This is a genomic window from Bifidobacterium sp. ESL0827, assembly GCF_052606685.1.
On the sequence record NZ_CP199597.1, the window covers coordinates 1,680,707 to 1,701,160 of the forward strand.

The window sequence follows — 20,454 nt, forward strand, 5'->3', positions numbered from 1 at the left end:
GGCTGCCTACTCAGCCTTCGGCTGCCAGAACCTCCAAGCGTTGTTTGAAGTGCGGCCAGTCCTGTCCGAAGGCCTTCAGAAGGGGCAGGTCCGCGACCTTGTCCAGGTCCACCCATTCCAAGGCAATGCTCTCATCGTCATTCATGCGGGGATCGACCTGGTGGCCGGGACGCTCAAAGGCCAGTATGGTCGTGTAACCCCAGGGACCGTGGTCCTCCAAGTAGGAACCCACCACCTGAATGTCCTCCGGACGGATGTTGGCCTCCTCATAGCTCTCGCGCAGGCCGCCCTCCAAGGGATTTTCCCCGTCGGAGATGGCGCCGCCCGGCACACCCCAGGTGCCGCCCTCAGCGCTCCAGCGGGCCCGATGCTGCAGAAGCACACTGACCGGCGCGCCTGTGCGGGCATCACGCCGGGCCAACAAAACGCCGGCAGCCCCGTTGAGCCCCCAGTGCCGCTTGCCGCAGGCGCAATCCACCCACCCGTCGCCAGGCTGATGGACGTTCTCCACGGGAGCGACCAGTCCCTCAGGGCCACGCGTCGATCTGGCGGTCTGCTGCCGCTTGGGCATGACTCGTTCGGCCCACAGGTCAGGCCAGGAAATGCCCAACTCCTGGGCCAGGGCGCGCAGGGTGGGCATACTCAATCCCATCACTCCACTGGGATCGCCCTCGATGCCCTGGATGAAGACGCTGCCCAATCCCTCCAAGGTGAAGGATCCAGCCACCTCCAGGGGTTCGCCTGTGGCTACATAGGCCTGCATGGAAGCCCGGTCATAGTCTCCGAAGGTCACTTGAGCGCTGCTGACCGATCGGGCCCGTCGTCCGGTGGCCAGATCGATCAGACAGTGGCCGGTGACCAGGGTGCCCGTTCGGCCCCGCATGGCCATCAGCCGTTCCAGAGCACGCTCCGGCTCGTGAGGCTTGCCCATAACGGCCCCGTCCATGCTGAACAGCGAGTCACACCCCAACAGGAGGGGCCCGCGCCCGGCGTCGATCATCCCGCCCCAGGCCCCAATGACCTGGCTCATGGGATCCCGGGAGGATGCACCTGAATCACCCTGGCTCAGAGGCCTGAACGTGACCAGATCGCCCCGGGAACGTCTTTCGGCATCCTTGACGGCATCCAAGGTCGCTTGGACAGCCGAAGCCTTGGCCTCAGCCAAGACGCTGACCCGTTCGCGCACATCCAGGTCATCCAGGCGACAACCCAGTTTACGGGCCCGTTCCGCCAACACAGCCGGCTCATCGACCTTTGAGGGTCGAATGATGGGGTCAATGCCGGCCTGGACCAGAAGCCGCCGCCTGGATGGAGAGGATGATGCCAGGATCAGCGGGATATGCCTGTCTTCAGTGTTCACGATTGCCTTCCTGGTCCCGTTCCACCTGGACCCCCTGGCAGTCCACGTCCAAGGACAGGATCCGCCAGCGACCGGAATCCAGATAGTCCCTGGCAAGGGTCCGCAGCTGATTTTCGGCATCCCCGTAGTGCAGGACGATAATGCATGGTCCAGCCCCAGAGACGGCCGCCGCATAGCCCTGACGACGAAGGAGCTGCAGGAGCTTGGTGGAGGACGGCATGAGCCCGGCCCGGTATGGCTGATGGAGTCGATCCTGGGTAGCTACAAAGAGCAAGGAGTTAGCTTCGGCAGCCTGCCCGATCTTCTCGGCCCCCAGGTCATCTAGTGACCCTGGGTTCAGAGCGCCGGGAATCAGGGCCGCCCGAGAAAGGTTGTGGACAGCATCCGCATAAGGCACCCTGTTGGGCAGGGCCTGTCGGGCCTTCTGTGTGGACAGATGGGCGCCGGGAATGAAAACCGTGGCCTTGATGGCCGGGTCCACCTTGTAGCGCAGGGTGTGGTAGCCGCCTTCCAAGGGCGCGCCCCCGGCTATGGGCAGGGAACCCACCCCCTCGCCAGTGGCCAAATCATAGGAGACGGTCAGTCCCCCGTAAACGGCAGGCGCCACGTTGTCGGGATGCCCCTCGATCTGGGCAGCCAGTGCAAATACGGCATCACGGCGCAAGGGACCGGCGTGGGCGAAGGCAGCAGCAGCCGCAATCCCGGCCACGATGGCCTCAGCGCTGGATCCCAACCCCCTGGCCTGGGGGATACGATTGACGGCTCTCATGATGAAGCCGAACCGTGGCAGTCCAAAGACCTGGCAGGCCCGCCGGAATGCGGAAACAACCAGGTGGGTCTCGTCTCGGGGCAGGGTCCGCTCTCCCTCGCCTTTGATGACGACATAGGCGGTGGTGTCACCCGGGTCAACGGAACGGGTGAAGACGATCTCGTCATGGTAGTTCAGCGCCAGACCGACTGCATCGAAACCCGAACCCAGGTTGGCGCTGGTGGCTGGCACACGCACCCGGACAGTAGATGGGCCCTCTGTGGCAACGGTCATCATTGGGCCTGCCGATCGAATACGCGCAGGATGGAGGCCTGCCCGGTGACCGAGTCGAAGGTGGAGATCCGCTCGACCACCCGCCGCAGGGTCACCTCGTCGCACAGATGGGTGACCACGCGCAGCTGCTGAATTTCGCCGCTGTAGCCTGGGTCATGCAGGGTAGGCTTGATGTCCTGGTTGACTCCGTTGATGGAAATGCCCGCCTCGGAAAAGACCTGGGCGATGGCTGCCAGCACGCCAGGCTTGTCGTGGATCAGAAAACGGACAGCAAAGGCGGCCCGGGATGAATCAAGCGGAGCCATGGGGATGTTGGCGTACATGGGGATCCCCGGACCCATGCCATGCTGGACGATGTGGCGTGCCTCAGTGACGACATCCCCCACAACTGCTGATGCCGTGGGCGCTCCGCCGGCACCCCTACCGTAGAACATGAGATCGTCGGCGGCCTTGGCGGTGACGAAGACCGCGTTGAAGCTGCCATGGACCGAGGCCAGAGGGTGGCTGTCGGGGATCAACGCCGGGTAGACCCGGGCGGAGATGCCCTGCTCCCTGCGTTCAGCCACAGCCAGAAGCTTGATGACCCGGTGCTCGGTCTGTGCGGCCGCGATATCGTCGGCGGTGATGGCGCGGATGCCCTCCACGGGGACATCATCCAGGCGCACATCGGTGTGGAAGGCCAGCGTAGCCATGATGGCGGCCTTGGCGGCCGCATCCAGCCCGTCTACATCGGCAGTGGGGTCCGCCTCAGCGAAACCCTTGGCCTGGGCATCGCGCAGGGCCTGGTCGAATTGAAGACCCTTGGTGGTCATCTCATCGAGAATGTAATTGGTGGTCCCGTTGACGATGCCCACCAAGCTGGTGATTCCGTCGCCCACCAGAGATTCGCGCAGGGGCCGCACAATGGGGATGGCTCCGCCCACAGCCGCTTCGAAGTAGATGTCGACGCCCCGTTCTTCGGCGGCCCGGTAGAGCTCAGGGCCGTGCTGGGCCAGCAGGGCCTTGTTGGCGGTGACCACGCTGGCGCCGGACTCGATGGCCTTGAGCAGCAGGGTACGAGCCGGCTCGATCCCGCCGATCAGTTCGATGACGATGTCCGCCTTAGTGACTAAGTCGGCTGAGTCTGTGGTCAGCAGGGACGGATCAATCCAATCAGCCTTGACCTTGTCAGGATGGAGGACGGCGATACCTACCAGCTGCAGGGGACGGCCCACTCGACTGGCCAGATCCTGGCTCTGCTCCACCAGGAGGCGGGCAGTCTGGGAGCCCACGGTCCCAGCCCCCAGAAGTGCTACGCGGATGGGCCTGACGGCCTCCTGCTGCTGCATGCGTTCAGGCATATGGTCCTCCATCCGCCCCAACGGGGCCTGTCTCCGGGTGTCGCTCCATCTTAGAAAGCCAATCCGACACCCCTACCCCAGCGGCTGGTTCCATCCGAGGGCGAGGCTCATCCCTGGTCCAAGGCCAGCAGATCATCCATGGTCTGCCGCCGTAGCATCAGCTGGGCACCAGACTGGTCCAGGCCCACCACGGGAGGGATCAGAGCCTGGTTGTAGTTGCTGGCCATGGTCCGTCCGTAGGCGCCGGTCACCGGTACCAAAAGCAAATCACCCCGGCGAATGTCCGCAGGCAGAGGCACATCCTGCACCAGGATATCCCCAGATTCACAGTGCTTGCCCACCACACGGGCCTGAATCCGGTCCACGCTGCCATGTCGGTTGGCAAGGACGGCAGTGTACTCGGCCCCATACAGAGCCGGACGAATGTTGTCACTCATGCCGCCGTCAACCGAAACGTAGGTGCGCACACTTCCGTCAGACAGGGGAACGGGCTTGACGGTGCCCACCCGGTACAGGCTCATGCCGCATGGGGCCACGATCCAGCGGCCGGGCTCGAAGGCGATGACCGGCATGGGCATGCCCAAGCGGCGGTTGATGGCGGCCATGTCAGCCCCCAGGCTGGTCAAGGTCTCGTCCAGGTCCATCCGATCCTCATCTGGAGTGTAGGGCACGGAGAAGCCGCCCCCCAGATCAACCTCAGGCATCAGGTATCCGTCGGTGGCCCAGAAGGTATGCCGCAGCAGCATCATGCGCCGGGCGGCCTCGATGAAGGCCGAAGAGTCATGGATCTGAGAGCCGATATGGGTATGGATGCCCACCAACTCCAGTTCCCGCTCGTGGGAACGAATCTCCTTGAGCAGGGCGATAGCCGGTCCGTCGGCCAGAGCGGACATGGCTTTGATCCGGGCAGGATCGGCAGGTTCAGCAGGCTCGTTGGCAACCGAATACAGTGCCGAAGACGACGGGGAGACCACAGAATCACCAGGAGCCGAAGAGCTGTCATTCTTCGTGGCCGCCGGAGTCGCTGCCCCAGCCTGCCCTGAGGACCCAGGCTCAGCGCCCAGGTCCAGCAGACTCACGTCGGTGCCCTGGGGCAGCAGGGGGATGCCAAACTTCTGATCCTCGTGTGCGGTGGAAATGTACTCGTGACCGCCGGCGTGCACCCCCACGGTCACCCGGAGCATGACCTTGGCGCGACGGCCCTGTGCCCTTGCAGCAGCGGCGATTCGGGCAGGCTCGTCGGGCGCATCGATAACGATGGCCCTATAGCCCTCCCTCACAGCCAGGTCGATCTCCTGGTCGGACTTGTTGTTGCCGTGCAGGACCAGACGGCGGCCAGGGGCACCGGCAGCCTGAGCGATCAGCATCTCGCCCAGGGAGCAGGTATCAATATCCAACCCCTGGCGCAGCATGATCCGCACGGTCTCCTTGCTAAGGAAGGCCTTGCCCGCGTAACTGACCCTGGTGGTCGCACCGCCCAGGTCTCGCAGAGCCGCCTGGCGGAAGGCCGAGGCCCGTTCCGCCATCATCGCGGTGTCCATCAGATACATGGGGGTGCCGTAACGCTTGGCCAGATCTTCCATAGAGCACCCGTGCATGCTCAGCATGCCCTCATGGTCCTGCTGCAGAGCCTCGGGCCAGAACCCATCGGACCCCAACCCGCACATCCCTGTCTCCATTAACGACCTCCCGGTAACCTTCAGGCTTACATACGGTCAGGGGCCTGGACACCCAGCAGATCCAGACCATTGGCGATGACCTGCTGCACAGCGTCATTGAGCCGTAGACGTGCCGACGCACGGGCTGGCTGTGGATTCCTGTCCTCGTCCTGGTCCAGATCCTTACGGCCGGTGGGTTCCATGGGCACCACGCGCTCCAGGTTGTACCAGCGGTGATAGACCCCAGCCAGCTGCTCCAAGTAGTGGGCCACCCGATGGGGAGCCTTCTGGTCGCCTGCAGTCTGAACCACATTGGGATAGAGGGCCAGGACGCCCAGAACATCGTTGTCGGCAGCGGTGTCCAACAGGGACAGGTCGGCTCCGGACCGGTCGATGCCCGCCTGGGCTGCGTTCCGATCCACATTCCTGGAGCGGGCGTGCGCGTACTGCACATAGTAGACGGGGTTGTCGTTGGTGTGCGAAGCCAGCAGGTCCAGATCTATGTCCACGCTCTGGTTGTAGTCAGTGCGGGCCAGGGAGTACCGGGCGGCATCCACACCCACGGCATCCACCAGATCGTCAATGGTGACCACGTTGCCTGCCCGCTTGCTCATGCGCACGGCCTGACCGTCCTTGATGACGTTGACCATCTGGCCGATCAGGATCTGCATGTTCACGCCTGGGGTGTCCCCGAAGGCTGCGCAGATAGCCATCATCCGGCCGATGTAGCCGTGATGGTCGGCACCCAGCATGTAGATGGCCTCGTCGCAGGGATCCTTGGGCCTGCGTCGCTTGTTCAGGTAGTAGGCGATGTCGGCCGCCACATAGGCTGCGTGGCCGTCGGACTTGATGATCACCCGGTCCTTGTCGTCACCATAGGTGGTGGAGCGGAACCAGGTAGCCCCGTCCTTCTCGAAAATATCGCCCTTGGCCCGCAGCTCATCAATGGCCCGGTCCACCTGGCCGGACTCATACAGGCTGTTCTCATGGAACCAGACATCGAAGTTGACCCGGAAGTCACGCATGGACTGCTGAATCTCGGCGAACATCATGGGCACGGCCCGGGTGCGGAAGGCCTCGCGCTGGGGGCTGTCACCTTCGGCGCCGTCCTCGTCCTGCACCCTGGGCATAGCCAGGATGTCCTGCCCCTGGTCGGCGGCTTCCTTGACTACCCGCGAGGCAATCTCGTCAATATACGAACCCTTGTAGCCGTCAGCAGGCACGGGCTCGCCATGGGCCGCCGCCACCAGCGAGCGGGAGAAGCGGTCGATCTGCGTGCCGTGATCATTGAAGTAGTACTCCCTGACCACCTTGGCACCGTTGGCCTCCAGGACGCGTGCCATGGAGTCGCCCACAGCCGCCCAGCGTGTGCCGCCGATATGGATGGGGCCCGTAGGGTTTGCCGAGACGAATTCCAAATTGAGCGTGCGTCCGCTCAGGTGATCGTTGCTTCCGAAGGCGGATCCCGCATCCAGGACCGCATCAACCACAGCAGCCGCCGAGGCCGAATCCAAGGTTATGTTGATGAAGCCGGGCCCGGCCACATCCACCTGGGCGATCCCATCGGCCTCTCGCAGAGCCTCAGCCAGGGCCTGCCCCAATTCGGCAGGCCTCATGCCGGCCTTCTTGGACAGCTGCATGGCGATGTTGGTGGACCAATCCCCGTGGGAGCGGTCCTTGGGGCGCATAACCGCCAGATGGTCGGCATCCGGAACCATGTCGGGCTCCAGGTTTCCCAGCTGGCCCGATTGGGCCATCTGGACGGCGGTCGAAGAGATGATACGGGCAAGTGCTTCAGGACTCATGCCCTCAAGTCTAGCGACGGCGGGGACCAGCAACCGACCTGTCTCAGGCCAGGGCCACGACCTCGATCTCGACCAGGGCCCCCTTGGGGATGTCCGCGCCACCGAATGCCACGCGGGCCGGCCGCACCGAGCCGATGAAAACCTGGGAGTAGGCCTGATCCACCTCGGTGAAATCCTCCACACGCCGCATAAGGATGGTGGCCTTAACCACCTTTTCCATGCCGGTGCCGGCTGCATCCAAGATGTTCTTGACGTTCTTCAGAGCCTGGGTAGCCTGGTCAGCCGCAGTGCCCTCCACCAGCTCGCCGGTGTCCGGGTCGATGCCCAGCTGTCCGGAGACAAAGACAAAGCCCCCGGCCTTCACAGCCTGACTGTAAGCCCCCAAAGCCTGAGGCGCATATGGCGTGCCGATCTCTTCCGGTCCATCTTCCATGAGTCCGTCCTTTCTTCAGGTCCGCCGCACCCATGTCGGGCCGAAGCCCCGGGCGGACACCGTCCACTATAGGAGTGCCCACCCGGCAGAAGCGCCATCAGTCTCAGCCCTTGCGAGCCTCCTGACCCATCCAGTAGGCCAGGGAGCGCAGGTCGCCGGCCTCGTAGGTCTTGACGAATTTCTCGACCTGGTCCGGATCCGAGCAGGTCTCCGGGAACCGCATATAGCGGGTGTCCAGAGGGCTGGCTCCTGTCAGCTTGATGTCGATGACCGAAGACCTGTCAGCCTTGCGAGCCTCGGAGAAGGCGTGGCGCGCATCGGCCACCGTGCGCACAGTGAAGCCCAGGGCACCCATGCCCTCGCCGACCTTGGCCCAGTCGGTGTCGGGCAGGTCCACCCCGCTCAGAGGCTGATGGCTGTCATCGCGCTGCTCAGCCTCGATGTAGCCCAAGGATTGGTTGGAGAAGATCACGTTGATGACCGGGGCATGGTACTTGAGCTGGGCCAGCACCTCCTCGCCGAGCATGGCGAATCCGCCGTCGCCGCTCAGGGAGTAGACGGTCGATTCCGGATGCTCCAGCTTGGCAGCCAAGGCGGCCGGCACGGCATAGCCCATGGTGGCGTGCTTGCCGGAGACAGTCCAGCGGTTGGTGGGCTTCAGGTGCAGCAGACGCAGGAAGTCGATGTCCACATTACCCACGTCGGGGATGACAATGTCATTGTCCTCAAGCTGCTGATCGATGATGTGGTAGACGGGCTCGGGCCTCAGGGGCGTGCGGGTGTCTTCGTTAAAGGAGGCCAGCCACTGGTCCCAGTTCTCTTTGCTGCGCAGGCAGGCCCTGTAGAAGACGGACTCCTCCTGGTCCTGGCCGGCGGCGGTTATCGCCTTGAGGGCCTCGCGGGCATCGGCCTGGATGGCCAGGACCACGTTGGCCTGGAAGCGCTTGCCCAGCTTGACCGGGTTCAGGTCGATCTGGATGACCTTGGTGTTGGGAGTGACGAACATGGACCCGAAGGGGTTGTCCGAACCCACCCAGACCGTCAGATCCGAAGTGTAGATGGCCTCCGTGGCGGTCTTGGTGGCCACACGGCCGGCCGACTGCAGGTAGGCAGGATAGGTGTCCTCTACGATCCCCTTGGCCGGGAATGTGGAAACCATGGGCATCTTGAAACGCTCGGACATGGCGACCAGTTCATCGCGGGCCCCGGCAGCGCCTTGGCCGAAGTAGAGCAGCGGCGCCTTGGCGGACTGAATGATCTCAACTGCCTTGCTGACCTGGTCGGCCGCGGGCTTCAGCGGCTCCGGCTTGCGGAAATTAGGCGCAGATGCCACCGGGCGGTCGTCAATCTCGGCCCAAGCCAGATCCTTGGGAATGATGACCACGGAGACCCCGTGGCTGGCATAGGCGCGGCGGATGGCCTCATCCACCAGGGCCGGCAACCCCTGAGCGTTGGTGGCGGCCCGGGCGAATACGGCCACATCGGTAAAGATAGGCACCTCGTCCATGGCCTGGAAGAAGTCCATGTTCATAAAGGCCTGGGGCACCTCGCCCACCAGGGCCAGCACCGGCACGCCGTCCTCACGAGCATCATAGAGGCCGTTGAGCAGGTGGACCGCACCGGGACCGGACGAACCGAAGCAGACACCAATCCGGCCAGTCAGTTTGGCCTCGCCGGCGGCAGCCAGGGCTCCGGCCTCCTCATGACGGACCTGGATGAAGTCGATGCGCTCACGCTCGTTGTGGATGGCGTTCATCATAGAGTCGAAGGAACCGCCGGGCAGGCCATAGATGCGCGGCACCCCCCACTGCTCCAGGACGTGAAGGACAGCATCCCCTGCATTGATTCGATTGGCCATGTGAACTCCTTTGCTTCACCGGGGAAAGGATGCTCCGCCACAACGCGGAAACGTCAGTCCTCCCCGACGTTCGGTCTTACACTTTCACTATGGCACCTGAGAAGGAAGACACGAGCGGGCCAAGGGCCATGTTCCTCAAAAGCTTAGTGATTCACCACACATATCGTGACGCATAGCGTGCGCTTGTTTCATCCAGCGAGTGCCATAATCATGATCCTGTGCACGATGACAGACGGGAATCGTATAAAGAAACCCCCCGCGCTCTTCCTTGCCGCAGGGATTTCATCTTGGTGGGCTCGAAGGGATTCGAACCCTCGACCTTCTGTTCCGGAGACAGACGCTCTATCCGCTGAGCTACGAACCCGACAGTCACCTTCCAGTGGACAACAGAGACCATACTAGGACACTTTGCGCATTTTCGCACCCATGCGCGTCCTGACGTGTCGGTCCGGCTCCAGACGCTCTCGGCGTGTTGCCGCAAGATTCCGGGCGTTTCATAGGTATCGTGATGGCAAGGCCTCGTGCCACCGCCCCGGTTGCGCCATTGCATCCTCATGCGGTGGCGCGAAGCCGCCAACATTCCCGGATGATCTTCTCTCGGGATAATCTCCACTGTAGTTCCTTCACCCGGCCATCACAAGCGGCCTTCACATACCTGAACCATGAAACGGGCTGTGGACAGCAAATGGTGGCCGCAACCGGCCTACCGTACCATGGGAAGCATGGCCATGGATGAGGACGAGGACGATTTCGAGTTCGAACGCAGATTCTTCTGCCGGAACCTTCCTCGGGAGCTGCTCAGGGAGAGCCGACCGACCCTGATCGTGCAGAGCTACTACGTGCATGAGGATAACTTTGCCCTTCGTGTGCGTCTGCAGGGCCAGGTGGATCCAGTGGTACCCATGACGGCCCGGACCGATGCCCTCCACACTCTGCTTGAGGAAGGCGACCACTTCGACGCTGCCTCAATGACAGCCAAGGGGCCCTCCGTCGGCGGCACCCGCTACGAGGCCGAAAGGGCCATCGATCCGGGAATCGCCCTGGAACTGATCCTGCGCGGCGGCATTCCCATCGTCAAGAACCGGTATGGGGTCTGGCTGGACGAGGACTGGTGGAACCTGGATGTCTTCGGAGACGGCAACGCTCCCCTGGTGGTGGCCGAGGTGGAGCGGACCGGCCCGGTGACCGACCTGACCATTCCCGACTTCTGCGCCACGGAGATCACCGACGATCCGCGGTTCTCCAATGACGGGCTGGCTGACCACCCCTATGGCAACTGGGCGACTGACTTCGACCGGGAGTTGAAGGCCAGCGGACCGCGCTTCCTGACCAACTTCGACGGGAACCGCGAGCCCTGACCCAGGACCTGTTCAGTACATCAGTGTGGACAAACGGCGACGGGCCTTGGCCAGCCGAGGATCGGTCGGTTCAGGAATAACGAAGTACTCCAGCAGACGGCGACGGATGGGATCGGTCTGATCTCGGTGCCCGGCCAGAAAGTCCAGCAGGCGATCAAAGGCATCCTGGATCTGGCCGCCGATCATGTCCACATCGGCCACATCCAACTGGGCCTGCAGGTCGTCAGGGGCATCTGCAGCCGCCTGACGGACCTTACGGACATCGGCCTGGGCCGACCGGGCCATAAGCAGGCACTTGGCCTGTTCACGCTTGGCCAGGTCGTCGGTCGAGTCGGCCTGAACCAGCTTGTCGTAAGCCTCGGCTGCAGCTGCATAGTCGCCCTCTTGGGCCAGTCGGTGGGCCTCCCGATGGGCAGGAGGGATGGCATCAGCCGCTGCTTGTCCAACCTGCTCGTCCTGCCCCTGGTCGTTGGTCTCCTGGTAGGGGGCGCTGCCAGTGATACCGGTCTTCTGCGCCATCTGGACCACCTGTGGGATGAGCTGATCGGTGATCTGGTTCATCTCCTCATCGGTGGGCAGTCCTTGCAGGATGGGCATGGGTCTGCCGGCCAGCAGGGCAAAGAGGGCCGGGGCATCCTGCACCTGGAAGGTCTGGGCGATCTGCGGATTGGTCGCGATGTCGATACGGGAGAGCTGAATGCGCCCCTCCAGGGCGTTGACGGCCTGGGCCAGGCGTGTGGCCAGGGGGAAGAGGCGGTCATCGGTGGGTACCCAGAGCAGAATCAGAATGGGGAAGGTGGCAGAGGTCTGAACCATGGCCTGGAAACTGGCCTCGGTTGTATCGATAACGTAGCCGCCGGCAGCGGGCGCCCCTCCCTGCTGGCCTGGCTCGGCATCAACCTGGTGCTTGAGCGCGCCCAGGTCGACTGCTCCTGCCAGCGAGACGCCCGGCTGCCCCTGCCCGTTTTTGTTCGCCATGTCAGTCCTCCTTAACCTGGCGGCCGCCGACTGCAGCTTCGGTCCGCCCTCGAATGCAAACTCCTGGAAGCCAATCTAGTCTAAAGTCCGGGCTTTCACCTAGCGCAATCCCGCCGTTCAGACCGCTTCCACCTTGATGGGTTCACGCTCGGCGCCCACGGCCCTGATGGGCTCGTGCGAGTCCGCCGAGGGCACGTAGAGGGCGATCACGTTGACATAGGTGACCTTCATAGTACTGGTGGGCTTGCCCTGTCCAAAGAGGGCCTTCTCGGCATCCGAGGCGGGCGAGGACTCGCGGCCCTCACCCGCCTGCCTGGTCCAGACCGAATCAATCCGGGCCACGACCAGGTCGCCCCCATCGGAAGAGTGCATGACCCGCAGCTGCCCCTGTGCCGGGGTGAAAGTCTGCGACTGGCTACCCTTGTTAGCTTCAATCCCCTGCTGGACCACCTGAGTCAGCGTCCCCAGGGAGTTGCGGAAGTCATCCTGGGCGAACTCCTTGGCATACTTGCTGCCCTGGGGGTTCTGCAGGAGGTCGGCATAGCGGCGCACCGCCTCCACCGGCGTAGCCTTGAGACCCTGATCGTCGCCCTGCCCCATCCTGGCACCGATGGTGGCTACCGGAAACTTGGGCAGCTGGGCTCCTTGGAAGAGCCGTGCCACACCCCAGAGCTTATAGTTCTCATGGGCGGACTCCTGGTCCAGAACCAAGAGGCGCTTGGACTGCTGATCCTGCGTGGTGGTGGTAATCGAGAATACTGAGCGCGGCCAACCCGGATCGCCGGGAATGACCGTCTGGGCAATGGTGGTAGGGATGGTCGTCTTTGGATCCAGCTGCCCTGTGGCCTTGGCTATGGTCAGCTCGCTGGTGCGAATCTCCAGCTGGGGACCGCTGACTCGCTGGTCCAGCCTGGCCGGGTCCTTGGCCTCGTTGGCCTGGTCCAGAACAGCCCCGATGCTCTTGCGAATACGGGCCTCCTGGGCCGGGGTCAGGTTGGGCGCGGGAACAGTGGTTGCAGTGCTCTGAGGCTCGGTCCGGCTGGCCTGGGGAACCTGCCCCTCACAAGCAGACAGACCTGGCAAGAGGGCCAGGGACAAGGCCAGCGCCGCTGCAACCCCTACCCTGTTCATCGGTTTGTTCATACTCATTGGCGCTCCTCCTCCCCCTCGTGGGCAAGCCTGGCCAGGTAGGAGGCCATCTCCTGGCTGCTGATGACCCTGGTAGACGACATATCATCGGCTCCCCGATCGCCGCTGACGGTACGGCTGTCGCCATCCTCCTGTTGGTCAGCGACCAGGTTCCGATTGTGCGGATCAATCACCACGGGCGGCCTGGGCGGGGGTCCTGGATCCCCCTGCCGCGCCTGTCCACGAGCGTGACGCAGGCGTCGGCCTGAAGCCGAGCTGTGCCGATTCCCGAGACCAGGCAGAATAGCGCTGCCCAGGGCCTGGACCACACTGACCTCGGGAGTCTCTTCAGCCTCTTGTTCAGGTTCGGTCTGCTTGCGGCGCTTGACCGGATCCATGGCAAAGACTGTTGCCGAAAGAACGGCCAGCAGGGCCAGAAGCCCGCCGGCAAAGTAGAAGGGCATGGCGAAGTTGGGCAGCTTGTCCCGCTGCCAGAGCATTTCCAGTCCAAGGGAACGGGAACCCTGGGGAACCGTCACCAGCAGAACTGCCTGCGGATCGTCGGTCTTCAGGGACATGGACACGTCGTTGTCGGAGCAGGTGACCTGTTTCCACATGTCCGAATCCTGAAAGGCCACGCCTTGTTCGCTTTTGACAGCCTTGCCGGGACTGGTGTCCCTACTGACGGACAGGGTCTGCCAATCATCCAGGCCGCGCACACGGGCCACATCATGTCCAGCCGTCCAGCCAGCGGCATCCTTGGCCGTAGTCAGGGCCATACAGACGGTAGGCTTCTGTGACTTGGACGCTGCGGACCCGGACGTTCCAGTCGGCGCCGCATCCACTCGCATGGTCACTTTGCTGTCCACCAGGGGAAGCACGCCTGGATCGGTCACCACATAGGCTGCCTTCGTGCGCGCATGCGCATCCACATGAGCCGAGGGCTTCCAGACCGTGGCGTTGAGAATACCCAGCACAATGGCCGTTACAGCCAGCAGTCCGAAGATAGGGGTGACGATGCCGCGCATGATCATGCTGTGACGCGAGGGCTTGTCAGGCCGTGTCATCTCGTCTTTTTCTTCGGGTACTTGCTCCATATTATCGACATTCTACCGTCGGCACCCTATGAGATGGTTTCCGCCACCGGGAAATCACCCATAAGCCCTAAACTGGTTTTTTATGACCATCATCGCAAGAAAATCAGGCAGCAAGCGTCTGCTGGGCGCCATGACCGCTTTGGCTCTATGTCTTGGACTGTCAGCCTGCAGTGGGAAATCTGACGGGGGCGGACACTCAGGCGACACCATGCAGGGCGTATCAGCCAGCGGCAAACTTGGCAGCAAGCCCGACATCAGCTTCAAGACCCCCTTCAAGGTCGAGAACCAGACCCATCAGGTCATCCAGGAGGGCAACGGCGAGGTCATCCGCGACGGGGATCGTGTATGCACAAGGAGCCTGGCCCTGGATGCCAAGACCGGCAAGGTGCTCAATTCCACCTGGGACAAGAGCAGTCCGGAGTGCTCCATCGTCATCAGCAAGAAATCCATCCCGGCATACTATGACACCTTCAAGGGCCTCAAGGTCAACTCCACCGTGGCCGTAGGCATCGATGAGTCAAGCTCAGGCAGCGGCCAGGCAACTGACTCCTATATCATGGCTTTGACCTTCGTCTCCCGCTCCAAGAACCTGACCCGCGCCCAGGGTCAGAAGGTGACCGACCTGCCCAGCGACCTGCCCAAGATCAGTCTGGACGACAAGGGCAAGCCCTCCCTAGATCTCAACGGATACAAACCAAAGGGAGGATTGGTCGTCCAGCCCCTGATCAAGGGCAAGGGGGCCAAGGTCGGTCAACATCAGAGCGTCAGCGCTAACTACACCGGTTGGCTGGCCTCCGACGGCAAGCAGTTCGACTCCTCCTGGGACCGGGGACAGGCCAGCGACTTCAGCCTGGACCAGGTGGTCAAAGGCTGGCAACAGGGTCTGGCTGGACAGACGGTAGGCTCTCAGGTTCTTCTGGTCATTCCGCCCGAGCTGGGCTATGGTAGCCAGAAACAGCAGAGCATCCCGGCTAATTCGACCCTGATCTTCGTGGTCGACATCCTGGCAGCCTACTAATTCAGCAATATACCAACTCAGACAGCAGGGCCCGCACCCATCCAGTCGCATTCGGATGGGTGCGGGCCCTGCCATAAGCCAGACGGCCAGGTCAGTCCTTGCCGCCCTCGACCACAATCTCGTCGGGGTTGGCTGCGCTGCCGTAGACCGGCTCCAGGGTCTTGCGATAGTCCTCATGGAAGAACCGCTCCTGGCCAAGCTTGACAAGCTCTTTGTTGATGTAGTCCAGCAAAGGCTTGTTTCCCTTCCGCACAGCCGGGGCGATGACAGCCTCATCCCCAAGCTTGGTGATACCCACCGAGAAGCCCTTGTTGGCCTTGGCCCAGGCCAGCACCTCGGTGTTGTCCGTGCTCATGGCATCGCCACGGTGGTCCAGCAGGGCGTTGTAGGCATCGGCGTACTGGTCGTACTTCTGCAGCTTAACTTCCGGGTAGTGCTGCTCGAAGTAGGGCTCAGCCGTGGTCCCCTTGGCGATGATCAGAGTCTTGCCGTTCAACTCCTTGACATCTTTGATCGGCGCCGAATCCGGGGAGACCACGCCCAGGAAGACCTTCATATAAGGCTTGGCGAAGTCCACCTTGCGAGCGCGATCATCGGTGACGGTGAAGTTGGCGAGGACCACGTCCACCTTGTTGCTGGACAGCACATCCACACGGGCGGCCGGGTCCACTGAGGTGTATTCGGGCTTGACGCCCAGATCCTTGGCCAGGCGCTCGGCCAAGACCACATCGTAGCCCTGGTTCTTGCCGTCCTTGTCCACGTAGCCGAAGGGGGCCTTGTCGGTGAAGACCGCCACCTTGAGCTTTCCGGACTTGGTGATCTGCTCCGGGGTGCGTGCAGACCCGGATGCCGCCGAAGAGCCGGAGCTGCTTGCCGAGCCGCTTCCAGCGTCACTGGGGGTGGCCGCCGAAGGGCCGCAGGCCGCCATGGAAGCCATCATCGCGATCGTCGCCCCCGTGGCCAGCGTCGCCCGTATTAATCGGTTCACTACCCTTGCGGTCATGATCCCTCTTTTCCTCTTATCTTTCCTATGACCGCCCCTGGAGGCGGTTCCGGCGAATACCGCCGGACGAATATGCGAAGTCCTCATCGGGACTCCTGATCCTGGTCCTGGTCCCGCCTGCGCTCATAGGTGAAGGTGGACAGGAAGCGTTGCGCCCGGTCGGTTGCCGGGTGAGTGAAGAAGGCTTCCGGATCGTCGGACTGCTCAACCAGTGAGCCTCCATCCAAAAGGACAATGTGGTCGGCGATGCCCCTGGCGAAGGCCATCTCGTGGGTGACGATCATCATGGTCAGTCCTTGGTCGGCCAGCTCCAGAATGACCTGAAGGACCTCGCGGACCATTTCAGGGTCCAGAGCCGCTGTCACCTCGTCGAAGAGCATGATTTCGGGATGGAGAATGAGCGCCCGGCAGATGGCCACCCTTTGCCGCTGGCCGCCCGAGAGCTGGCTGGGCCAGGCATCCCGGCGGTCGGCCAGACCTACCCGGTCCAGCAGCTCCAGAGCCTCCTGACGTGCCTGGTCCCGCTTGCGCTTCTGAACCAGGACGGGTGCCAAGGTCACGTTATCCAGCACAGTCCTGTTGGGGAAGAGGTCGTAGCTCTGGAAGACCATGCCGATCCTGGTGCGTAGGTCGGAGCTGCGGTTGCCCGACATAAGGCCGCCAGGACCTCCGCTGTGCTTGCCCAGGGGATGCCCGGTCTCCACCACTTGACCATCCAGAAGGATGCGGCCGCCCTGTATGGGCTCCAGTCCGGCTATGGTCCTCAACAGGGTAGACTTGCCAGAGCCCGAGGGGCCCAGGACCACAAAGACCTTGCCCTTGGGCACCTGGAAGGAGATGTCATTGAGCACAGGGCTCTGAGCCTGTGGATACTGCTTGACCAGATGCTCGACGGTCAGCACCGCCCGTTCCTCCTGATCATCCTGTGGCTGGTTCGCCGTCGTTTGCCCCTCAGTCATGAGCCCACCTCTTTTCCAGATGCCGGGCCACCAGGGACAGGGGCCAGCAGATGAAGAAATACATAAAAAAGATCACCCCGTAGATCCACAGAGTCGCCTGAGGATAGGCGAAACGGTTGGCGTCGATGATCTGCTGACCGACCTTGATGACCTCGATGACGCCCAGCAGGGCGGCCAAGGAGGTGGTCTTGACGATCCTGGTAGCCAGGTTGACGCTGGCAGGCAGCAGTCGGCGCAGGGCCTGTGGAAGTATGATTCTGGAGAAGGTCTGCCAGGACCCCAGTCCCAGGACATAGGCCGACTCTACCTGGGTGCGAGGTATGGACTCCAAAGCGCCGCGGACCAGGTCGCCCAGCTCGGCCCCGCCCCAAAGCACAAAGACCAGCAGGCAGGCGCCCGTGGCATCCAGATTCAGGTTCCATGCCCTGGACAGCCCATAGAAGGCGATGAAGAGCAGGGCCAGCTGTGGCATGATGCGGATGAAGTCCAGGTAGATCCTCATCAGGAAGCGAATCAGGGGGTTGCGCAGGGTCATCAGCCATCCGACCACCAACCCCAAGGGCAGAGAGAGCAGGACCGAGACGCCGGCTATCCAGACAGTCACCCAGAGCCCCTGGAAGAGCCTGGGCATGACCCCTGGCAGGAAGAGCACCTCAACGCCGTGCATAGTCGAACCTCCGCTCAAGAACGGTTCCGATGACCGAGATGGGCAGCAAGATGACCAGATAGGTGACGATGAGCAGAGTCAGCGACTCGTAGGTGTCATAGGACGTTCCCATCAGATCCTTGGTGACATACATGACGTCGGCCAGAGCGATGGCCGAGACCACAGATGACTCCTTAATCAGGAAGATGATGTTGGCCACCACACCCGGTATGGCGCTGCTCAGGGCCTGGGGCAGCACAATCCTGGTCAGGGTCTGGCCAGGCGTGAATCCCAGGACGCGGGCTGACTCGGTCTGCACCCGAGGCACCGCCTCCAGTCCGCCACGCATGGCTTCGGCCATGTAGGAACCGCCCAAGAAGGCCAACCCGACGATGGCGCAGGTCTGGGCGCTCCAGTTGACCCCAAGCTTGGGCAATCCGAAATAGAGAAAATAGAGCTGAACCAGGAGCGGTGTGTTTCTTGACAGCTCGATGTATATCCTGGCCACCTGCGAAAGCAGAGGAATCCTGAAGACCTCCAGCCCGGCGCAGACCAGCCCGATCAGCATGGAAAACACCACGCCAAAGAAGGAGATAAAGACCGTTACATAGGCTGCATTGACGAAGAAGTGTAGATTCTGCGCCATGAAAGTCCAATTCATGCCCTCACCCCCCTAGTTGCTTGAGTCCTGTTCATCTTCTCCTCTTCACTGCTTTTCGCCCGCTTCACGCCACCTACGGCATATAGTGCACAATCCTAGAGAGCGTGAACCGCTTTCCTCTGCTTTTCGATATACGAATACCGGATACCGCGTTATCATCAGCTCTCACAGGAACCTGGACGACGATTCGCAATTATCCTGCAACTGGGAGGTACACTGCACAAACCACAGATGATCTCTCCGTCATTGCAATACCTATCAACCAAGTAGTGCCGAATCAAACGTGGCCGACCCATTGAGCAATTGCAGAACAATAATCAGTCAATTACCTGCCTACCAAGCATCTACTAACCAAGTAGGCGCACACTGTGTTTTTCATCAACCCTGCTACTCACCAAGCTATGAAAAAAGCCCGGTCCACATATTCGTGAACCGGGCTCCGAGTGCTTTGATCAGGCAAAGACCTTGGTGCTCTGTGCTACCTTCCTGATCAGATCGGGGCGATACCCGCTCCACGTCTCCTGGTCAGTGACTACAATGGGGGTCTGCTTGAATCCCTGGGCGATGAACTGGTCGATCAAGGTCTGATCCTCGGTCAAATCCACCTGCTCGAACTCCAGCCCCTGCTTGGTCAGCTGACGCTTGGTGGCATCACACTGGGGACAGTGCGCCTTGGTGTAGACCGTGATGGACATGATCGCCTCTCCCTTACATGTAGCCGTGATGTTCCAAGCTCTATAGCCCTCTACTTGGAACCTGATGATTGAACTCTACACACTCCTTGGCGCGAGCACAATACCACCTGTAGTGGCGTGTCAGGCCATCAACCCCAATATCTAGTAGCCTTTCAAGTCTTGTGGATCTAAGACAGAATATATGTGAGCTATCTTACACACATGTCATTTAAGACCGAAAACTGCCTTAGAAGAGGGTCAGTTCGTCGCTATCGGCGCCTTTCATGGCCTCGTAGTCCAGGATCAGGCACTCGAATCCCCTGTCCTCAGCAAGAACTCTGGCTTGTGGGGTGATGGTCTGGGCCGCGAAGATCCCGCGGACAGGGGCCAGCAGAGGGTCGCGATTGAGCAGGCGGCAGTAGCGGGTCAGCTGTTCTACCCCGTCGATGCCGCCATGCCGCTTGATCTCGATGGCCACATGCCGCCCCTGGCCATCGACGGCCATGATGTCCACCGGGCCGATGGGCGTGGGATACTCCCGGCGCACCAGAGTGGCTCCCGGACCGATTCGGTCGATCTGTTCGGCCAGATAACGCTGCAGATGCGCTTCCACGCCGTCCTTGACCAATCCCGGATCCACCCCGAGGTCGTAGCTGTCGTCGGCATAGACCTGGTAGAGCCTGATGGTGAGCACATCGCTGGATTTGACGGCCGAAACGCGCAGAACCTTACATACAGGCCGAGACTGGTCCTGATCCTGCTCCTGGGCAATCAGCGCATCGGGCGCGGCGGCTTCAGCTACCTCATCCGGCTCGGTTCCAGCCACGGAATCAGCCTTGACGCCCGCGCCGTCCTGGTTTGCATCCTCGGGCTCGATCTCCCTGATGGTACAGGGGGCGCACATCCAGTTCAGTGGCTTGTATGAGCCAAGTTCCGAAAAGATCAGGCAGCTCATGTCGGCCTTGATCAGCAGGACGCGTCTGGCCGGCGGCAGGCTGGCATTGAGACGCCCGGAGTATTCGGCTGAGCAATCGGCAACAATGATTCGCACAGGTGCCAATATATCAGTCGCTGCTCCGGGCGGAAAAGAAAAGCCCGGCCGATGCAAGTGCGCCGGCCAGGCGGGAGAGAAAGGAAGTCAGGACTTTTGGCCCTAATCAGCGTCCTCCAGGTAGTGGTCCACGGCCACAGTCAGCTTGTTGCTGTCGAAGGAGGCGAATCCGCTGTCCACATGGAAGGACTGACGTCCGCCATCGGTGGCCTGAACCCGGATATTGCCCTCCTGCAGCAGGGCCAGCACCGGCTCGTGGTCGGGCATGATGCCCATGGACCCTTGGGTGCCAGGCACGGTGACCGACCGTGCCTGGCCCGACCAGATGGGCCTGTCTGCCGAGACGATGTTGACCTGCATGGAGGCCTTGCCCGTGTCTGCCATG

At 62.1% G+C, this 20,454-nt stretch carries 19 protein-coding genes and 1 tRNA gene; 2 read left to right on the forward strand and 18 right to left on the reverse strand.

Annotation, left to right across the window (positions count from 1 at the left end):
- Nucleotides 1-10 precede the first annotated feature (10 nt).
- From ACUIAI_RS06790 to ACUIAI_RS06825, 8 genes are all read right to left on the reverse strand, one after another.
- Nucleotides 11-1,360, reverse strand: coding sequence for a Maf family nucleotide pyrophosphatase (locus ACUIAI_RS06790; RefSeq protein WP_445341939.1), 1,350 nt, complete (start codon nucleotides 1,358-1,360; stop codon nucleotides 11-13).
- Entirely contained in the window at nucleotides 1,350-2,402 is a 1,053-nt protein-coding gene (thrB, locus tag ACUIAI_RS06795; protein ID WP_445342837.1) for a homoserine kinase, read from the reverse strand. The genes ACUIAI_RS06790 and thrB overlap by 11 nt, the downstream gene beginning before the upstream one ends.
- Entirely contained in the window at nucleotides 2,402-3,742 is a 1,341-nt protein-coding gene (locus ACUIAI_RS06800) for a homoserine dehydrogenase (RefSeq protein WP_445341940.1), read from the reverse strand. Before ACUIAI_RS06800 ends, thrB begins: the two co-directional genes overlap by 1 nt.
- A gap of 107 nt (nucleotides 3,743-3,849) precedes the next feature.
- Nucleotides 3,850-5,421 (reverse strand): diaminopimelate decarboxylase family protein, encoded by a 1,572-nt coding sequence (locus ACUIAI_RS06805; RefSeq protein ID WP_261253685.1) that lies wholly within the window; start codon nucleotides 5,419-5,421, stop codon nucleotides 3,850-3,852.
- A 26-nt stretch (nucleotides 5,422-5,447) separates the two neighbouring features.
- On the reverse strand, nucleotides 5,448-7,205 hold the full coding sequence (gene argS, locus ACUIAI_RS06810; RefSeq protein WP_445341941.1) for an arginine--tRNA ligase: 1,758 nt from the start codon (nucleotides 7,203-7,205) through the stop codon (nucleotides 5,448-5,450).
- Nucleotides 7,206-7,248: 43 nt separating this feature from the next.
- On the reverse strand, nucleotides 7,249-7,638 hold the full coding sequence (locus ACUIAI_RS06815) for a Rid family detoxifying hydrolase (protein WP_046323372.1): 390 nt from the start codon (nucleotides 7,636-7,638) through the stop codon (nucleotides 7,249-7,251).
- Between the two features lie 103 nt (nucleotides 7,639-7,741).
- Nucleotides 7,742-9,496, reverse strand: a complete 1,755-nt coding sequence (gene spxB, locus ACUIAI_RS06820) for a pyruvate oxidase (protein ID WP_445341942.1) — start codon at nucleotides 9,494-9,496, stop codon at nucleotides 7,742-7,744.
- 288 nt (nucleotides 9,497-9,784) lie between these two features.
- Nucleotides 9,785-9,860, reverse strand: a tRNA-Arg gene (locus ACUIAI_RS06825).
- A 364-nt stretch (nucleotides 9,861-10,224) separates the two neighbouring features.
- Here ACUIAI_RS06825 and ACUIAI_RS06830 point away from each other — a divergent pair.
- Nucleotides 10,225-10,854 (forward strand): hypothetical protein, encoded by a 630-nt coding sequence (locus ACUIAI_RS06830; protein WP_445342838.1) that lies wholly within the window; start codon nucleotides 10,225-10,227, stop codon nucleotides 10,852-10,854.
- A gap of 12 nt (nucleotides 10,855-10,866) precedes the next feature.
- Here the strand turns inward: ACUIAI_RS06830 and ACUIAI_RS06835 are convergent, their stop codons facing one another.
- The 3 genes from ACUIAI_RS06835 to ACUIAI_RS06845 all read right to left on the reverse strand — a co-directional run bounded on the left by ACUIAI_RS06835 (nucleotide 10,867) and on the right by ACUIAI_RS06845 (nucleotide 14,057).
- Complete coding sequence (locus ACUIAI_RS06835; protein ID WP_445341943.1) at nucleotides 10,867-11,832, reverse strand: co-chaperone YbbN; 966 nt, start codon at nucleotides 11,830-11,832, stop codon at nucleotides 10,867-10,869.
- Nucleotides 11,833-11,949: 117 nt separating this feature from the next.
- A complete protein-coding gene (locus ACUIAI_RS06840) occupies nucleotides 11,950-12,975 on the reverse strand; it encodes a hypothetical protein (protein ID WP_445342839.1) in 1,026 nt (341 codons plus the stop codon).
- Between the two features lie 2 nt (nucleotides 12,976-12,977).
- The gene (locus ACUIAI_RS06845) at nucleotides 12,978-14,057 is read right to left on the reverse strand and encodes a hypothetical protein (protein WP_445341944.1); all 1,080 of its coding nucleotides are present in this window, start codon (nucleotides 14,055-14,057) and stop codon (nucleotides 12,978-12,980) included.
- Between the two features lie 82 nt (nucleotides 14,058-14,139).
- Between ACUIAI_RS06845 and ACUIAI_RS06850 the strand changes: the two genes are divergently transcribed.
- On the forward strand, nucleotides 14,140-15,075 hold the full coding sequence (locus ACUIAI_RS06850; protein ID WP_445341945.1) for an FKBP-type peptidyl-prolyl cis-trans isomerase: 936 nt from the start codon (nucleotides 14,140-14,142) through the stop codon (nucleotides 15,073-15,075).
- 91 nt (nucleotides 15,076-15,166) lie between these two features.
- On the opposite strand, the gene ACUIAI_RS06855 is transcribed toward ACUIAI_RS06850, so the two are convergent.
- From ACUIAI_RS06855 to ACUIAI_RS06885, 7 genes are all read right to left on the reverse strand, one after another.
- A complete protein-coding gene (locus ACUIAI_RS06855) occupies nucleotides 15,167-16,078 on the reverse strand; it encodes a cysteine ABC transporter substrate-binding protein (protein WP_110413458.1) in 912 nt (303 codons plus the stop codon).
- Between the two features lie 83 nt (nucleotides 16,079-16,161).
- The gene (locus ACUIAI_RS06860) at nucleotides 16,162-17,037 is read right to left on the reverse strand and encodes an amino acid ABC transporter ATP-binding protein (RefSeq protein ID WP_445341946.1); all 876 of its coding nucleotides are present in this window, start codon (nucleotides 17,035-17,037) and stop codon (nucleotides 16,162-16,164) included.
- The gene (locus ACUIAI_RS06865) at nucleotides 17,030-17,704 is read right to left on the reverse strand and encodes an amino acid ABC transporter permease (RefSeq protein WP_110413460.1); all 675 of its coding nucleotides are present in this window, start codon (nucleotides 17,702-17,704) and stop codon (nucleotides 17,030-17,032) included. The genes ACUIAI_RS06860 and ACUIAI_RS06865 overlap by 8 nt, the downstream gene beginning before the upstream one ends.
- Nucleotides 17,691-18,344, reverse strand: a complete 654-nt coding sequence (locus ACUIAI_RS06870) for an amino acid ABC transporter permease (protein ID WP_445341947.1) — start codon at nucleotides 18,342-18,344, stop codon at nucleotides 17,691-17,693. Before ACUIAI_RS06870 ends, ACUIAI_RS06865 begins: the two co-directional genes overlap by 14 nt.
- 452 nt (nucleotides 18,345-18,796) lie before the next feature.
- On the reverse strand, nucleotides 18,797-19,039 hold the full coding sequence (nrdH, locus tag ACUIAI_RS06875) for a glutaredoxin-like protein NrdH (RefSeq protein ID WP_110413462.1): 243 nt from the start codon (nucleotides 19,037-19,039) through the stop codon (nucleotides 18,797-18,799).
- Between the two features lie 226 nt (nucleotides 19,040-19,265).
- Nucleotides 19,266-20,069: an endonuclease NucS gene (gene nucS, locus ACUIAI_RS06880; protein WP_445341948.1), complete on the reverse strand. Its 804-nt coding sequence runs from the start codon at nucleotides 20,067-20,069 to the stop codon at nucleotides 19,266-19,268.
- A 102-nt stretch (nucleotides 20,070-20,171) separates the two neighbouring features.
- Nucleotides 20,172-20,453 (reverse strand): F0F1 ATP synthase subunit epsilon, encoded by a 282-nt coding sequence (locus ACUIAI_RS06885; RefSeq protein WP_445341949.1) that lies wholly within the window; start codon nucleotides 20,451-20,453, stop codon nucleotides 20,172-20,174.
- Nucleotide 20,454: the final 1 nt, after the last annotated feature.

What these genes read in the sequence shown, in the direction of transcription:
- ACUIAI_RS06850 (WP_445341945.1), top strand. Translation starts at nt 14,140, where the DNA reads ATGACCATCATCGCAAGAAAATCAGGCAGCAAGCGTCTGCTGGGCGCC.
- ACUIAI_RS06800 (WP_445341940.1), bottom strand. Translation starts at nt 3,742, where the DNA reads ATGCCTGAACGCATGCAGCAGCAGGAGGCCGTCAGGCCCATCCGCGTA.
- ACUIAI_RS06885 (WP_445341949.1), bottom strand. Translation starts at nt 20,453, where the DNA reads ATGGCAGACACGGGCAAGGCCTCCATGCAGGTCAACATCGTCTCGGCA.
- ACUIAI_RS06845 (WP_445341944.1), bottom strand. Translation starts at nt 14,057, where the DNA reads ATGGAGCAAGTACCCGAAGAAAAAGACGAGATGACACGGCCTGACAAG.
- ACUIAI_RS06870 (WP_445341947.1), bottom strand. Translation starts at nt 18,344, where the DNA reads ATGAATTGGACTTTCATGGCGCAGAATCTACACTTCTTCGTCAATGCA.
- ACUIAI_RS06860 (WP_445341946.1), bottom strand. Translation starts at nt 17,037, where the DNA reads ATGACTGAGGGGCAAACGACGGCGAACCAGCCACAGGATGATCAGGAG.
- ACUIAI_RS06840 (WP_445342839.1), bottom strand. Translation starts at nt 12,975, where the DNA reads ATGAACAAACCGATGAACAGGGTAGGGGTTGCAGCGGCGCTGGCCTTG.
- spxB (WP_445341942.1), bottom strand. Translation starts at nt 9,496, where the DNA reads ATGGCCAATCGAATCAATGCAGGGGATGCTGTCCTTCACGTCCTGGAG.
- thrB (WP_445342837.1), bottom strand. Translation starts at nt 2,402, where the DNA reads ATGACCGTTGCCACAGAGGGCCCATCTACTGTCCGGGTGCGTGTGCCA.
- argS (WP_445341941.1), bottom strand. Translation starts at nt 7,205, where the DNA reads ATGAGTCCTGAAGCACTTGCCCGTATCATCTCTTCGACCGCCGTCCAG.
- nrdH (WP_110413462.1), bottom strand. Translation starts at nt 19,039, where the DNA reads ATGTCCATCACGGTCTACACCAAGGCGCACTGTCCCCAGTGTGATGCC.
- ACUIAI_RS06830 (WP_445342838.1), top strand. Translation starts at nt 10,225, where the DNA reads ATGGATGAGGACGAGGACGATTTCGAGTTCGAACGCAGATTCTTCTGC.
- ACUIAI_RS06865 (WP_110413460.1), bottom strand. Translation starts at nt 17,704, where the DNA reads ATGCACGGCGTTGAGGTGCTCTTCCTGCCAGGGGTCATGCCCAGGCTC.
- ACUIAI_RS06815 (WP_046323372.1), bottom strand. Translation starts at nt 7,638, where the DNA reads ATGGAAGATGGACCGGAAGAGATCGGCACGCCATATGCGCCTCAGGCT.
- ACUIAI_RS06835 (WP_445341943.1), bottom strand. Translation starts at nt 11,832, where the DNA reads ATGGCGAACAAAAACGGGCAGGGGCAGCCGGGCGTCTCGCTGGCAGGA.
- ACUIAI_RS06855 (WP_110413458.1), bottom strand. Translation starts at nt 16,078, where the DNA reads ATGACCGCAAGGGTAGTGAACCGATTAATACGGGCGACGCTGGCCACG.
- ACUIAI_RS06805 (WP_261253685.1), bottom strand. Translation starts at nt 5,421, where the DNA reads ATGGAGACAGGGATGTGCGGGTTGGGGTCCGATGGGTTCTGGCCCGAG.